Below are 15,495 nucleotides of genomic sequence, written 5' to 3' on the forward strand. Positions count from 1 at the left end.
ATTTCCCAGATTGAAAAACAGAAATACGATTTTGATATCCGGGAGGATTTCGAGACTGTCAGGAAATACGGCATTGTTTTTTACGGCAAGAACTGCGAGGCGGTGCATCGGGAGTACCGGCGGGAGGAATAGAACCGCTATCCGACGAAAGGCAAATACAGTGCCGTAACCTCTGTGATTTCAGTACCCGCCGCACAACGTCTCCTGGATGGCTCATTCAGAAGCGAAACTTTCATATAAGCTTCACCGGCCGGGGAGTTCTGCCACCGCCGGAATTTTCCCGAAAACTCCTCCTGACCTGTCATAAAATCCCCTCCGAAATAACCGAAAATGGCTGTCATATGCTATATTGAGGGTGATTTAAGATAAAACAGAAACAGTGGGACGGTGCCGCAGGCACAGTCGCAGGGAGAGCTGATAATGACCGTTTCCGTAAAATCATTTCCTATAGGTGAGACTGATTTTGAAACAATTGTCGATGAAGGAAAAATTTATATCGATAAAACTTCATATTTAAAATCTCTGCTGACATCTGCAGTTGAAGTTTTTCATTTTTTGAGACCCCAAGGTTTCGGAAAAACTCTGACCCTGAGGATGCTGGCCTCCTTTCTGGAAATGAACTATGAAAATCCTGAAGACAGAAGCCGGCAGGAAAATCTTTTTAAGGATCTTAAAGTTTACAAAGAGAACAGGAAGCTCTGTGACGAGTACATGGGGCGCTATCCGGTGATCAGTCTTTCCCTGAAGGATACGGAGGGGCAAATTTCGAGGAAGCGGCTTACAGGGGTATTGCGATTTTTGCCGAACTGGCCAGAAAATTTAATTTTCTGAGAAAGAACAAGGAACAGGATACGCTCTTTCTCGGGGGAATTCAGGACTTTTTCGGGGCCTGTTTTCCCGAAAAGACGCAGTTTATTCGCCTTGGGATATTGGCAACACCGCCTGAGATTTCTGATACTCCGGAAGAGGTCTTTGAGATGCTGCATTACTGAAGTAATGGGGAAGGATCCTCCGGCAATCTGCTGAATCAGGATTTAGCAATACTGAAACATCTTTGAACGTATAATCCTGTATGACATGGAGAACTCTCCGGAAAGGAGCTTTTTGTTCCGGAGGAGGGCTGGTACTGTGAAGGCATTATTATTCCTCTGATACCGGCACGCTATTTTGGAATATGTAATTATTATGGTTACAGAGCCATGAGATCTGTTAACGTGGTTATTACTGTGGCAGATCCTCCGATCTCTTTGTAATTGTTCAGAAAACCGCCATTGCCGGGGGGTATTTCCGGAACTCTGCAATTTTGTCCTTGACTTTTTTGCATTCATTTATGTAATTTAACAAACTGAAAAATTTCTCAATCACTGTCACCGTTTCATATCTATGGATACATTGTTAGATCTGTTTGTTTTTTCCGCCAAATTCGTTGTGGGATTCGGAGTGTTTTTCGTCTTCGCTGTTATCCTCCTGCTGTTTATTTTCAAGCTGGTTAAGGCCGTTTCTCAGGGAGGCTTGGCTGAGATGAAGAAGGATGATGATAAGCTGACTCTGATGCTTGTCAATATTACAGAGAAGTATAAGGAACAGAATGAGCAGTTCAGCAGTTTTGTCATGTCCTCCTTCGAGGACGACAGCGAGCTTTCTGAAAAGCTGTCCAAAAAGGCCAAGCAGTACTCTGATGACAGTGAAAAATCCTCTGTGAAGGAGAAATACGAGAAGATTCTTAAGGACATAGAGGAAAGCGTTGACCGGGAGCTTGCCTCCGGAAAATCCGGAGATCCTGAGGCCTCAAAGACTGCTGGTGCTGCAGGAGACTCTGTGCCTGCAAATAAAGAGGCTTCGGCAGGTGAACCGAAATCCGGTGCCGTTTCCGAAAGCTCCGGAAGCCTTGGAGAGTCTGCCAGATCTGCGGATGCGAAGAAGAAGTCCCTGATGGCGGCGAAGCTTCAGGAAGCGGCCGCAATGCATAAGAAATGTCTTTATGTGGTGGATTTCTGCGGCTCCGAGACTGCTGCCGAGGTAAAGACTCTGAGAGAAGCGGTAAATATTATTGTGGATACTGCAGAAAGCTGTGATGAGGTACTGCTCCGCCTGGAATCTCCCGGCGGCACCGTGAACGGCTATGGTCTCTGCGCCTCAGAGCTGGAACGGCTCCGGGCGAAAAAAATCCGTCTTACCGTGGCGGTTGATCAGGTGGCAGCCTCCGGTGGCTACCTTATGGGCTGTGTAGCCGATAAAATCATTGCCGCTCCCTTTGCCTATATCGGATCCATTGGAGTAGTGACCGAATTTCCGAACTTTAACCGGGTTCTTAAAAAGTACGATGTGGACTATGAGCAGGTGACCGCCGGGGAATACAAGCGCACCCTCAGTATTTTTGGAGAAAACACCGAGGAAGCCCGGGAGCATGTGAAGGAACAGCTGGCAATGGTGCATAAGGCCTTCAAGCAGCATGTGACGAAGTTCCGTCCCCAGGTTGACATTGAAAAAATCGCCAACGGGGACTACTGGCTGGCTCAGGATGCCGTAGCTTTGGGACTTGTTGATGAAATCAAAACCTCCGACGAATATATCATGGAGAGGATTTCGGATATGGATGTGGTGATTAAGGTTTCCTTCCAGGAAAAGAAACACCGTACCCTGAAGGATTTTCTGGACAGCAATGTTCTTTTCAGCCGTCTGGCCAGACTTGCGGCAGGCAGAATCGGACGGCTTTTGATGAAGAAAGATAATTCCAACTGAGGCTTAGAAGAGAAAAATGGGAAAGTCGCTAGTTATTGTGGAGTCTCCGGGAAAGGTTCATACCATTAATGCCATTTTGGGCTCCAAGTATGTTGTCAAGTCCAGTATCGGACACGTGCGGGATCTCCCCGCGGCAGGAACCGGTACCCGCGGTCGGGGCCCCGCCGGTCTTAGCAAGGATCAGAAGCTTTTTCAGAGAATGGGTATTGATCCTGAGCACGGCTGGACTCCCAGCTATGAAATTCTTCCTGATAAGGAGAATGTGGTAAACGATCTGCGCCGTGCCGCCGCCCGGGCTGATTTTGTATATCTGGCAACCGATCTTGACCGGGAGGGGGAGGCTATTGCCTGGCACCTCAAGGAAGTACTTGGCATTCCTGAGGAAAAGGTGCGCCGGGTGGTTTTTAACGAAATCACCAAAAAGGCTATCCTGGAATCCTTCGAGCATCCCGGCAATCTTGACATGTCCATGGTAAATGCCCAGCAGACCAGACGTTTCCTGGATCGGGTGGTGGGCTTTATGGTGTCCCCCCTTTTGTGGGAAAAGGTGGGCCGCGGCCTTTCCGCCGGCCGGGTGCAGTCTGTGGCCGTCCGGCTTATTGTGGAAAAGGAAAAGAAGATCAAGTCCTTTATCCCTGAGGAATACTGGAAGGTTACTGCAGATCTGGCATCTTCGGAGGGTGATATTTCCTGCGATGTGAAGAACTGGCAGGGCCGGGAGTTCCGTCCGGTATCCGAAAAGGAGACCAATGAGCATCTGGAGAGGCTCAGATCCCAGCCCCCGGTAGTTTCCGATGTGGTATCGAAAAGCGGGAAGGTTTCCGCGCCGCCGCCGTTTACTACCGCCTCGCTGCAGCAGAATGCCTCCTCCCGTCTGGGGTTCAGTGTCAAGAAGACCATGACCATGGCTCAGCGGCTTTACGAGGCCGGTATGATTACCTACATGCGTACTGATTCAGTGCGGCTGTCTGCCGATGCGCTGTCTGCCATCCGCGATTACATTTCGGGAACCTATGGTGCAGCCTACGTTCTGGGAAGCCCCCGGATGTTTTCAGCCGGTGATAAGGCACAGGATGCGCACGAGGCTATCCGTCCTACCGACATTTCCCGGGAAGTGCCTGCCGGCATGGAGGGCGATGCCAGAAAGCTGTACGAGCTTATCAGAAACCGGGCTATTGCCAGTCAGATGCCGGATGCCGAGGTGGTTACCAGCGAGCTTCAGATTGCCGCCGGGGACTATGAACTGTCCCTTAAGGGGAAATCGGTGAAGTTTGACGGCTGGATGCGGGTGGCCGGATACAACCGGGACGTAATGATTCCCAATCTGAAGAAGGGGGATTCCCTGACACTTAAGGAACTTGTTCCGGCGCAGCATTTTACCCGCCCGGAGCCCCGCTATACCGAAGCCACGCTGGTGAAGGAGCTGGAAAAAAGAGGTATTGGCAGACCTTCCACCTACGCTACCATTATCTCCACCATTCAGGATCGCGGCTACGTGAAGCTGGAGCAGCGCCGTTTCTTTGCCGAAAAGATGGGCGAGATTGTAACCTACCGTCTGGGGCAGAGCTTCCCGGATCTTATCGATTATGATTTTACCAGCGCCATGGAACGCAATCTCGATGAGATCGCTGAAAGCCGGCGCGACTGGATCAGCTGTCTTGACGATTTCTACCGGGGCTTTCATCAGGAGCTGGAAAAGGCCCGGGAGCCGGCAGAGAAGGGCGGCATGGAGAACAACATTTCGGTGGAGACCTCTGTGATGTGTCCGGACTGCGGCAAGCCCATGCTGATCAAGAATGCCTCTACCGGGGTGTTCCTGGCCTGTTCCAGCTACAGCGGCAAGACTTCCCGCAAGAAGGATGCCGAATCCTGCCGCAAGACTATGAATCTGGTGCCGGAAAATCAGCTCCCGATGTTTTCGGACGAGGAATCCGAGAGCCGTTTCCTGCGTACCAAGAAGCGCTGTCCGGTCTGTCAGGCGGTAATGGATTCCTACATTATTGACGAAAAGCGCAAGATTCATATCTGCTCCAACAACCCCAACTGTCCGGGATATATTCTGGAGACCGGGGAATTCAAGCTTAAGGGGCATGATGGTCCGGAAATCCAGTGCGAGCGCTGCGGCTCCAAAATGGAGCTCAGAACCGGGCGTTTCGGAAGCTACATGGCCTGCACCAATGCAGAATGCGGCAATACCCGGAAAATCCTTAAGAGCGGTGAGATTGCGCCTCCCAAGGAAAAGCCGGTGGATCTTCCGGAGCTTCCGTGTTCCGATGGCAAGTCGCATTTTGTGCTGCGGGACGGAGCTGCAGGAATTTTCCTGGCTTCCAATGCCTTCCCCAAGATTCGGGAGACCAGACCGCCTCTGGTAGCCGAGCTTGTCAGGTTCCGGGATCGGCTGCCGGAGAAGTTCCGTTATCTTGCGGATGCTCCGGAAAAGGATCCTGATGGCAATATGGTGACGGTGCGCTTCTCCCGGAAGCTGAAGACCCAGTACGTACACGGGGAAACTCCGGAGGGAAAGCCAACCGGATTTGTAGCCTGGTATCGTGACGGCCGGTGGGAGGCAGAGACTCCGGCCAGGAAGTCTTCCGGCAAGTCCAAGGCAGCTGCGAAGAGTTCTGCGAAAACCGCAACAAAGAAGACTGCCGCAAAAAAGACCGCCGCCTCTAAGAAGGCTTCTGCAAAGACTGCAAAGGAGCAGTGAGGAACCTTCCGTTTTTTCGGTGAAGTCCGGAGCTCCTGAGAGCCAGGATTCCGGATTAGCCTGGAAGGTGCCGCCCGGCCGCGAGCCGGGCAAGGTTACTGAAGAAATAGCTATGCCCCGTCAGAAGATAGACTTGCCAGCACATGTATATACGGTTAAAAACCTGGCCGAGAGCGGCATTCGCTTTCCGCCGCCGGTGCTGGATACTGCGGCCCGCGAAGGTCCTGGAGTGGCCTTCCGCATTACCGGAGTTCTGGCGATTATGTTTATCGTTTTTTCCTGCACTGCCGGGCTTCTGGGAAGCTTTCCGGAAAGCGGAGTTACTGTTCTTCGGGTGATTGGTCTTCTGTTTTGCATGGATGCGGGATTCCGGTTTTTCCGGTGGTTCCGTCATATCAGAATCCGGCAGAAAATCCTGTCCCAGGCTCAGGGGGTTCCGGCAGAGCCACTGGCCCTGGTACTGCAGGGCAATCCTGAAACGGTTTCCGGGCAGCTTTCTGCTGTGCGCAGCATCATCGCCGGAAAACGCCCCCGGGTGGCGGTGGTCTACAAGGAAACAGGTACCAAAAAGCCGAAATTCTACATCACTCCCTACCGTACCGTTCAGGACTGGCAGCTTCCATCCGGTACGGCACTTCTTTACCGGCATCATTCCAGAGAGCATTACTATGTAATTGAGGATGATTTTGATTTCATAAAAAGCCGCAGTCCTGCCGGAATATTTTCCGGAGCGGTTTCTCCGGCGGATTTTTGATGTAGCGGAGGCCTCCGGTTTCAGAAATCCGGCAGGGCGATTTCAGTATCCTGTAAATTTGCAGATGGTTATTTTTTGAACAGATTTTGCGGTCTGTTCACAAAATCGAGTTTCTTACTGTGTTAAAATTCCACCGTTTCGACTGATAATACGAGGTGGATGACATAATGCTAATAGTACTCAGTGACTTCAGAATTGCGAAGGATGCCCGTACTGCAGCCATGAATTTCAGGAATTTTATGCTTGACGGAAAGCTGTCCGGCGATGTCGAAAACAATGGAGTCAGCAACGGATGGCGGGTATTCAGGAATCTTTATTTCACAGTTACTCAGGAATACCTCAGGCGGGCCAGTGTAGCCAACAGTGATCTGTTTGACATTACCGGAAATTCAGGTAATTCCTGACAGCTGTTTTTCTAAGGCCCGTAAAATCGGGGGTGAACCGGGGTTTTCTGTCCCCGTTTTTTTTCCTTTCAGATTCTGAATTCCAGAAGCTCCCAGCCCTGAGATCTGGCATAGTCCCGGAATTTTCCCCGGGCGTTCACCGCGTGAGCCTGTTCCACCAGGGACAGCATGGCGATATCGTTGACAGTATCTCCCCAGCCCTGGCTGTCCTTTAAGCTCCAGCCGTTTTCGGAAAGAGTTTTTTTAAGAAGAAGGGCCTTGCCTTCCTGATGACTGTACGGGAGCAGAGGCTCTCCGGTAAAGACCTCATTCCGGAATTCCGTGGCGGTGGCGATAATGTCGCTGACTCCGAAAATATCCCGGGCCACGGCTCTGACAATGAGGTCAAAGGTGGCGGATACAATGATTACCCGAACCCCTTCCTGCTGGAGTCTGGCGATAAGCTTTCGTCCCTCCGGGTAGATCAGAGGCGCGATATCGGTTGCGGTCATGCCGGTCATGAATTCCTGGATCCGGGAGCGGGACCAGCCCCTTAGGGGGGACAGTACGTGGCGGTAGAAGAAGCCGATATCCAGGGTGCCGTTCAGAAACTGATCCTTGTATTTCTGTTCGTCTTTCCGGAAGTCCACCGGAATCAGTCCGTTGCGGTTAAGGCAGTTCAGATAAGCGGTCACACTGTCTCCTTCGAGAAGAGTGCCGTCCATGTCAAATACTGCCAGCCTTTTCTGCGATGCTGTGTTCTGGTCTGTCATGGATTATCCTCCAGTCTGGCCGCCTCGATTTTGGCCTGTTTGTAGATATCGCGCATTTCCACATTGGTTATTTTGCTGAAAAAGGTAAATTTGCGGCTCAGGTCGTTCAGGCTGACGTTGACGTGGGAAAAGCTGAAGATTCCCATCTGGGAGAGCATAGCAAAGACATTCACCCGGTTTATGGAATTCCATTCGGCAAAGGTATAGCCGCAGCTGGTGGGAGACAGCAGCTTTTCATGGTTATAACCGTATTTTTTAAGAAGTTTCGGCAGAAAGTTTTCCACATGCCTGAAGGGATAGTACTCCCGGTAGACGTTTTGATTGGACAGACTGAGAAAGCTTTTGATGCTGGAGGGGCGCATCACGCTGATCTTGTGTCCCGTATAGCGGAATCCGCCGTACCAGTCTCCCAGATTGGACAGAAACTGCTCCGCTGTAACGCCGGCGATTTCAGCCTCATCCTGAATGAAGTCATTGTAGTATTTCTTCATGTCTCCCGGGGTAAAGCCGCAGATGGCATTGGCTCTTTCGTTAAAGGTCAGATCGGTGATATAGGGAAGTCCCTCGTATTTGGGGTCGTTAAGAAAGAATTTGATTTCACCTGTAAGAACGCACCAGTCGATAATCTCCTGGGCGGTCCAGAGGGCCCGGTAGAAATCCAGCAGCACCTTATAGATGCCGGAAATTTTGTTCTTATTGAAGAATTCCCGGATTATGGGGCTTTCATAGTTGTCGATAAGAAGCACCGCCTTTCCGGTAGGGCTGGCTTTTGCCAGGAGCTTTATAAAGTTTATCGTCTGCCAGTAGGTCGTATCTTCACTGGTGATATGTCCGTCAAGCCCGTATTCGAAAACTGTCTGCCGGTAAAAGTTGAACAGAAATTCCGCCAGGTCCTCGGGGTCCTGGGTTTTTGCGGCGGAAAAGTCAATTTTGACCACGCTTTCCTTCGGAATGCTGATGTTCATGGTGGTGACAGCAAGGTTGTCAAAAAATTCCGGATGCCTTTTGGAAAACATGTAATAAAGGGTGTCCAGAAAAACAGTTTTTCCGAAACCGAAGGGCCGGGTCAGCATTTCGAACTTGGAGTGCGCCTGATACAGTTCGGCGATGTTGGCAGTCTTGTCAACGTAGGCGCTGTTGCTGGTTACCAGGTCCTTGAATATTTTATTGCCGGCTAAATCTAGATATTCCATGCTGTCCGACCTTTGTATAGTGGTGTCAGATATCCGCGGCGGAAAATGTTTCCCCGCCGTAATTATAAAGGAAAACCGGGAAATCAGATATCGGGAATGATGAAGTCTCCGGAAGCGGGCGTGACTAGCGGGGAAAGCCTGCCGGGAACAGGTGTCCTGATGATCCGGGAGCGGGATTTCCGGACGGAATCCGGTTACCGGGCTCTGAGATTTTCCGGAAGGATTTTCCGGAGTGTCCGGGAGCCTTCCTCCAGAATGCGGCTGTCCAGCACTGCGAACACGATCCGGATATCGTATTCCGGATTGTCTGTGATGAAATCCCGGCAGCTTTCCAGGGCAATATGCCAGGCTGGAATCAGCGGATAGCCAAAGATGCCTGCGGAGATTAGGGGAAAGGCAATGGAATGAAGTCCCCGGTTTTTTGCCAGTGTCAGGGAGCTCTGGTACGAGCTTCCGAGGAGCTCCGGTTCACCGTGTTTTCCGTCGGTGTAGCGGGGCCCCGGAGTGTGGATGATCCAGGGAGATTTCAGGGCAAAGCCGGGAGTAATGACGGCCTTGCCGGTATTGCAGTGTCCGATGGCGGCACAGGCCTCCTGGAGTCTGGTGTGTCCCGCGGCTGCAAAAATGGCGCCGCAGACACCGCTTCCGGCCCGGAGCTCCTCGTTGGCGGCATTGACGATGGCGTCAGTGGCAAGTGCGGTAATGCTTTCCTGGATGATGGCTACTGAACTCATTATATTAAGGTCTCCCGGTTATCAGTTTTCTCAGATCTGCGAGGCGAAGGGGGGACTCTGGCAGCGCGGACAGGACGTCAGTCAAGGTCGGGACAGAAGCTATTATAAGAAATCCGGATTTCTGATAAAGGTAGCGCTGTCACGGTTAGCACCCGGTCATGTTTTTTTGGCAGATATCACCATGGGAAAGTGCTTAAAGCAGAGTGAAGACAGAGGTGCCCGCTAGTGTAACAGAGGATTAAAGATGTCATCAGGGCATGGCGATAACTGGCGCTTTAAATCAGATACTGCCAGGGATGGGGATCAGAAAGAGAATTTCGGATTATCCGGAAGGATTTGGTTCGCCACGGTCATTTGAGTGTCTATGCACAAAAATTTTCCGTTTCCCGTTTGAATGAATCTGATCCCGGCTGACAGAGTTCCCGACAGGAGCGGGGGCATTCCGGAGAAATCTGGAATTTGTCAGAAAGGGAAGAGGCAGTGTGTGGCAGGCTATATAAGCCTGTTCATATTAGGCTATATAAATGCTCTTTGTTAGAAATAATTGATTGGTAATCCGGACGTGTTTTTCTGATATATGTGATGTTTTATCAGTTATTTATCACAGTCTTATTGTGGTTTATTGGATAGGATTATTATATCTGACAGACGATGCTTTTTATCCTGGAAAGATGGTTCGTTATGACTAAGCACGAATTATCAGGAACAGCGGAATTCTTTATCCTGACCGACTTTGCATTCAGATGCTGCGAAGGCCGCTGATATTCCTGCGGAATCTGCCGGGCAGTCTTTAGGAACAGTACCAAAAGCTCTCCAAAAGAGTCCCGGGAAGATGCCGTGTTTTTTCGAGGAGTCAGAATCTGCTTTCCGTTAACGTTCCTTTTAGGAATCTGAATACTCTGAAGGAAGAATTCCGGGAACAGGGCTTTGCTCCGGACAGCCTTCTGGACGCAGATTCCGGGATTAAGGAGGCTGAAGCCTGTCTGGAGTCTGCACGGGCTTTGATTACGGTAGCACCGCAGGAGCTACGGGCTTCCGGGGGGCTTTGAGAGGAGCCGGAGTCCGGTACCGGAAGTTTTCAGGAAACCGGAACCGGGGGCAACCATCAGAAATACGGTGCTTAAACAGGAGGCGGGAATGCCAGGCATCTCAAAAACGGTAAAGTCAGGTGCGATCCCGGCAGCCCCGGGGAACAACGGAGGAACGGAGTAATGAGCCACAGAGTTACGGTAAGTCTGGATATTGCAGCTGCAGAGTGGCAGGTAGTCTGCGATCGGGCCGCGGATTCCCTGCATCGCCTTGACGACGTTATTGCGGATATCAGAGACAATGCCACCAGATTCTCCAATACAGAGGTGCAGGGCTATATTGCCGTTCTGGAGGCCTCAAAATCTGAGATTCAAAGGAGTCTAAGGGATTTTGAAAACTATCTTGGAGATGCCAAAAAACGCTCCGGCACTTTTCAGGAGCGGGACAGGATTATGGAACGGGCCCGGGAGCTTAGCCGCAAGGTGCGGGAGCTTACCGGTCCAAGGCTGGACATTCTGCCGGAAATGATCAGTGAACAGCTTTTTGCAAACATGGAAAGGTATCAGGAGGAACTCAGACATGAGGAGCAGAGAGGCCGTTTTTCCATGTCTGACACTGATTTCCGGCGGCTTTCCGAGATATTGGATGTCGGACTTCGGGAGTGTGTTTACCGGGAACTCCTGTCCGGAAGATATGGCTCCTTTGCCACGGCCCTGGACAGTGCCCGGAAAAAATACCGGGAGAAGTCGGATCGTCTTCTGGAAAAGAACCGGGAGAAGGTTCTCGGCAGGATGAAGACTGAGCTTGCAGGTCTGGGGCTGGATACGTCCCGGATTGATAGCATGCTTAATAACACGACTCCCCTGACCGAGAAATCTGTAATGGAGATCTGCGGCAGCGCCGATGAAAGCATTCGGAATGAAATGCTGCGCCAGAAGGAAATCGGCATGATCGTCGCCGCCATCAGAAAACAGGGCTTTGATTTTGATCCTAAGCAGTGCCTCAGAATTGACCGTGAAACAAATGTGGCCAGAATCGCCGTAAAAAGTGCTGACGGCCGGCAGGTAACATTTGAGGTTTATCTGGACGGACGCTTTATGTACCATTTTGAGGGATATGAGGGAATGGCCTGTACCAGGGATGAAAATCCCTTTCTGGAAACCCTGGAAAAGGTTTACGGCATGAAGATTTCCGGCGTAAGAGTGGACTGGGAGAATCCGGACCGGCTTCAGAACAGAACAAATGTCGCAGGAAAACAGCATAAAGAAGATGCGGAGAAGTCCGGGGTTCCGGAAGAGCCTCATAACTGACGTAGTGGCGGGGACGGGTTCCTTTTCTGTGGGAAGCTGACGTCTCCCGGGGAGAGCCTTAAGGAGCTTCTTCCTCCCGAGATTGCCTCTCGGGAAATCAGGTACTGGGCAGGCAAAGGGCGGCCGGCAGGTCGAAAGCTGTCAATGACCGGCTTCTGGAGTCCCGGGCGAAGTTTGTTTTCCTGAGCTTTTACTGCCCGAAGCGGCGGTGCCGGGATTGCTTTTCAGGTGATTCCGGTTCTTTATTTCCGGAGGTGTTCAGGATCTTCATCTTCAGGAATTTCAGCACGAACCATACGAAATAGCATACTACCAGCAGGAAGGCGCCGAGTTTTACCATAAACCACATTTCTGGCTGCTTCTCGGAGGAAAAATCGCTGCTGAATAAGGACGGACATAAGGTATGTAGCCCGTCCCAGAAATCCGGATACAGGATGCGGAGGTTCTCCAGCAGATCCGGAAGATTCTCATTGGCAACGGCATAGATGTCGGTCAGTGCCGAGGCAATAATCAGGAGGGCCAGGTAATTAATCGCTCCCTGAATTTCCTTCTCCCGCTCGGCATCCTCGTCCTGCCGGCGGTTTCTGATGAGCTTTCCCAGGGAATCAAGTCCCACGGTGAGATCCCGGATGTTGTCGTTAATGCGGAGGGTTTTTCCGAGATACCGGTATACCAGGTTGTGCTGCTCCAGATAGCTCACGGAGGCGTAGACGCTCTTTACCAGGAACAGGTTTATTCTTTCGGAAAAGCTGTTCAGTGTTTCCAGACTGATGCTGTCCGGATTTGAGGGGATGGAGAGCTCCAGCTGTTCAGAGTAGTACAGAACGCTGTAGTGCTGATACAGCATGATAATGTAAATCATGAAGTAATCGAAAAACATCCGGTCCGGAAGAACGTTTTCGAAAAAGGAACGGCCTTTCTCATTGTAAACCACGCATTGCCCCAGACCGAAGGCGGAGGCGGTCCAGACCATATTTGAAAAAGGTCTCAGGGATTTTTGTTCGGTATCCTCCGGAAGAAGGTAGCTAAGGTCGAAGCCGTTACTAAGCAAAAATGCCAGTCCGGAAAGCTCCTTTCTGACACTCTCGAAATCGTAGTCATGAACAGCCTTCATGGTGGTGAGTGTGAAAATCATGGCGGTGTCCGGGACTTCGGTGACTCCTTCCGGCAGATTATCCTCCAGCTCTGCGGCATTTCTTGAGGAGTAGTACGACACCTCATGTCCGGAATTTCTGAGAAGCGTGTTAAGAATTTCAGCAATCCAGATTCCGGCGATGAAATGAGAGGAACTGTCTGATGAGCTCTGACGGAAACTGGTTTTCAGCCATTTGGCGGACAGCTCCTTTATGCAGTTCTGGAACTGTATCAGCGCATACGGATCCCTGAAGGGAGAGCGGTATTCCGGGCCGGGAGCTCCGGTTTCGAACCAGAAGAGGGCAACGCCGGTCCGGAATACGAAAAGTCCGGCCCGGACAATTCTGAAGGCCGTTTCAGGCCCGGTGCTGCTATCGTTCCGGCCTTCCCAGATGATCACGGGAGGCTCGTGGGCCACGGGAAGATACTCCCAGGCGGATCCGATGCTGTAGCCGGAGATGGATTCGGGATTATCCCGGCAGTTCAGGGATACGGTATTCAGGATATGGCGGTAGATGTCGCTGTCAATGAAGCTCCGGGATTTTCTTTCCCCCTGGCTGTGCCGCAGTGCCAGCTCCCGGTTGTCACGGAGCTGTTTCCATGCGCGGGAGCTTTTCAGAAGACTGGTGACGCAGTCGTAGGAGCCGGTTTCGTTAAATCTGTTTTCCCGGGCCTCCCCGGCGGAGCCTTCTCTGATGATTCTGAGGGGCACGATATAGCGGGATTTGGCCAGTGAAATCTTAATTTTATCGTAAAGGGAACGGCTCATAGTGTGCAGTCCATGAAAAGTATACCGGATATCATTAGCGCGGCGGCGGGGAGCGGCCGGTTTCTCGGCGGATTATCAGTTGCCGTTGAAGAATATTTCCGCCTCTCCCAGACACACCTCCTCCATAATATCATGAGCCGCCATTTCAAAATATGACAGCTGATCATGATAGCGATCTGAAAACTCGATAATCTGCTTGTTTTGGGATCCCAGAAGAAAACGGCTGTCATCATGCCGGGCGGCAATATAGGGGCCGGCCAGAACCAGATCCGCATGCCCTCTGATTTTCTGGGGGATTTTTTCGGGAGTAAAACCGGTAAAGATGATAATTCCCAGCCCCAGGGCTCTGATCTCCCGGCACAAAAGCCACAGATTCTGCTGCAGTAGCGGTTCTCCGCCGGAGAAGGTAACGCCTTCAATGTTAAATTTATCCCGGGTATCAGCGATTATTCCGGTGAGCCGGGACAGGGAACAGAGGTGACTGGGGCTGAGAGGCTGGAGCTCGGGGTTTATGCATCCGGGACATTTCAGGAGGCAGCCCTGAAACCAGATGCAGCACCTTGCGAAGGGGCCTTCGACGGCGGTACGGAGTTTGATGTGAGCAACATTGAACAGGGGTTCGTTAGTCATGGAGAGACAGCTTCATTTAACTGGAGCAGGGAAGTGAGTATTTGAGCATTTTTTCAGTTCGTCATTGATTTTGCCAGGTGGCAGGCCATTATATGCCACAATGATACCAGATTTAATATCATTATCTTTTAGAAACGTGCACAGGATGCTGCCGTCTATGCAATTGTCCGGGAATATTTCAGCGCAAATTGTTTCCATACGATCCATATCATATGCATATTACTCCCTGGTTTTTATGGTTTTGACTGTATCTGGTATAGTATTATTCTAAATAATCCGATTTTTATTAAAATAAAAGTTCTTTTGGATTTTTAAGATTTCAAGGATCTGTACGGAACTTTTTACAGTATATAACTTTTTCATGTAAGATGTCAGGATAATAGTCCGCCCCGAGGGGGGGGATGTCAATAGCATGAAAAATGAAAGCTGGTCCTAGTAGCCGGTATCTCAGATGGTACTCATGCACTAGCATTTGAGTTCTACGGAGTAAAGCCTACAATTAAACACATTTGGTATAATGGAGTCAGAATAATAAAGAAGATTTAGTTAACCTTTTTTCCTAAATTAGGTAATGGGTTTATTTTGATTCAATATTCCTGGCAACGTTTATTGATAAATTAACAGAAGGATTTTATTTTAATTTTCGGGGCGCTCCGTCTGATAAGAGGCAAAACTAGTGTATCATAATGAGAATTGTCTTTTATTTCAGGAATTATATGTTTTTTAGATAATCCCATAAATGAGTAACGGGAATAGCTTATTGTGTGGGTTGCTCTTCATGAATTACATTTTGTCAGGAACAGATTTTCAGTATTTAGGGATTCACATACTCGGATTCATCTGTGGCTAGGTTGGAATAGACAGGATAATTGTTTGCAGATTATGAAAATGAAAAGATTTAAAGGAAGTATTGTGATTGGGGATCCTTCATTTTTTGTTAAAAGTGAAGAGGATTATGAACGCTGTGATTACGGCAGAAACCTGTCTGCCCTGGGGTTTTCAGATTATTTATATTTGGATTTTCCGGATGATCCGCAGGCTGTGATCAATACCGACACCGGAGAAATTCTGGGAGGAATCTGTCAGGATTCCTGTGCGGTGGCGGTGGTATACAAAGCTGAACTTGAAAAGCATAATCCGGATTATGAAGAGGATTTTGGTGATGCGGACAACCGGACTGTAATAGAAGATTTTGACGGAAAAATCGAATGTAAAACCGTCCCGGCTGAAACCGGCCACGGCAGTGATACAGATACCGTGATTACCGGTACCGGCAATATCAATTTCAGATCCTGCTATGAGGAGGATCTGTCCCGATTTATGTGATTATCCTGGAA

Annotated in this window: 12 protein-coding genes; 7 read left to right on the top strand and 5 right to left on the bottom strand. The window is 50.2% G+C overall.

All coding sequences use genetic code 11. The annotated features are described in order from the left end of the window. Window positions 1-420: 420 nt before the first annotated feature. The 5 genes from F557_RS0110290 (at window position 421) to F557_RS0110310 (ending at window position 6,607) form a co-directional block, all read left to right on the top strand. A complete protein-coding gene (locus F557_RS0110290; RefSeq protein ID WP_026297868.1) occupies window positions 421-831 on the top strand; it encodes an AAA family ATPase in 411 nt (136 codons plus the stop codon). Window positions 832-1,383: 552 nt separating this feature from the next. Continuing rightward, entirely contained in the window at window positions 1,384-2,742 is a 1,359-nt protein-coding gene (gene sohB, locus F557_RS21285; protein WP_019002141.1) for a protease SohB, read from the top strand. A gap of 16 nt (window positions 2,743-2,758) precedes the next feature. Next, window positions 2,759-5,449 (top strand): type I DNA topoisomerase, encoded by a 2,691-nt coding sequence (topA, locus tag F557_RS0110300; protein WP_019002142.1) that lies wholly within the window; start codon window positions 2,759-2,761, stop codon window positions 5,447-5,449. A 133-nt stretch (window positions 5,450-5,582) separates the two neighbouring features. Then, on the top strand, window positions 5,583-6,203 hold the full coding sequence (locus tag F557_RS0110305) for a hypothetical protein (protein WP_157617845.1): 621 nt from the start codon (window positions 5,583-5,585) through the stop codon (window positions 6,201-6,203). A 167-nt stretch (window positions 6,204-6,370) separates the two neighbouring features. Beyond that, a complete protein-coding gene (locus F557_RS0110310; RefSeq protein WP_019002144.1) occupies window positions 6,371-6,607 on the top strand; it encodes a hypothetical protein in 237 nt (78 codons plus the stop codon). 68 nt (window positions 6,608-6,675) lie between these two features. Here the strand turns inward: F557_RS0110310 and F557_RS0110315 are convergent, their stop codons facing one another. The 3 genes from F557_RS0110315 to F557_RS0110330 all read right to left on the bottom strand — a co-directional run bounded on the left by F557_RS0110315 (window position 6,676) and on the right by F557_RS0110330 (window position 9,286). Beyond that, on the bottom strand, window positions 6,676-7,359 hold the full coding sequence (locus tag F557_RS0110315) for an HAD family hydrolase (RefSeq protein WP_019002145.1): 684 nt from the start codon (window positions 7,357-7,359) through the stop codon (window positions 6,676-6,678). Next, on the bottom strand, window positions 7,356-8,552 hold the full coding sequence (locus F557_RS0110320; RefSeq protein ID WP_019002146.1) for an AAA family ATPase: 1,197 nt from the start codon (window positions 8,550-8,552) through the stop codon (window positions 7,356-7,358). The genes F557_RS0110315 and F557_RS0110320 overlap by 4 nt, the downstream gene beginning before the upstream one ends. A gap of 194 nt (window positions 8,553-8,746) precedes the next feature. Next, the gene (locus tag F557_RS0110330) at window positions 8,747-9,286 is read right to left on the bottom strand and encodes a macro domain-containing protein (protein ID WP_019002148.1); all 540 of its coding nucleotides are present in this window, start codon (window positions 9,284-9,286) and stop codon (window positions 8,747-8,749) included. 1,211 nt (window positions 9,287-10,497) lie between these two features. On the opposite strand from F557_RS0110330, the gene F557_RS0110340 reads away from it, so the two are divergent. Continuing rightward, a complete protein-coding gene (locus F557_RS0110340) occupies window positions 10,498-11,625 on the top strand; it encodes a hypothetical protein (protein ID WP_019002150.1) in 1,128 nt (375 codons plus the stop codon). 190 nt (window positions 11,626-11,815) lie between these two features. Here F557_RS0110340 and F557_RS0110345 read toward each other — a convergent pair whose 3' ends face one another. Next, window positions 11,816-13,528, bottom strand: a complete 1,713-nt coding sequence (locus tag F557_RS0110345) for a hypothetical protein (RefSeq protein WP_019002151.1) — start codon at window positions 13,526-13,528, stop codon at window positions 11,816-11,818. Between the two features lie 75 nt (window positions 13,529-13,603). Next, entirely contained in the window at window positions 13,604-14,158 is a 555-nt protein-coding gene (locus F557_RS21290; protein WP_019002152.1) for a 4Fe-4S single cluster domain-containing protein, read from the bottom strand. Window positions 14,159-15,046: 888 nt separating this feature from the next. On the opposite strand from F557_RS21290, the gene F557_RS0110360 reads away from it, so the two are divergent. After that, a complete protein-coding gene (locus F557_RS0110360) occupies window positions 15,047-15,484 on the top strand; it encodes a hypothetical protein (RefSeq protein ID WP_157617846.1) in 438 nt (145 codons plus the stop codon). Window positions 15,485-15,495 lie beyond the last annotated feature (11 nt).

This window comes from Succinimonas amylolytica DSM 2873, assembly GCF_000378405.1.
GTDB classification, from domain to species: domain Bacteria; phylum Pseudomonadota; class Gammaproteobacteria; order Enterobacterales; family Succinivibrionaceae; genus Succinimonas; species Succinimonas amylolytica.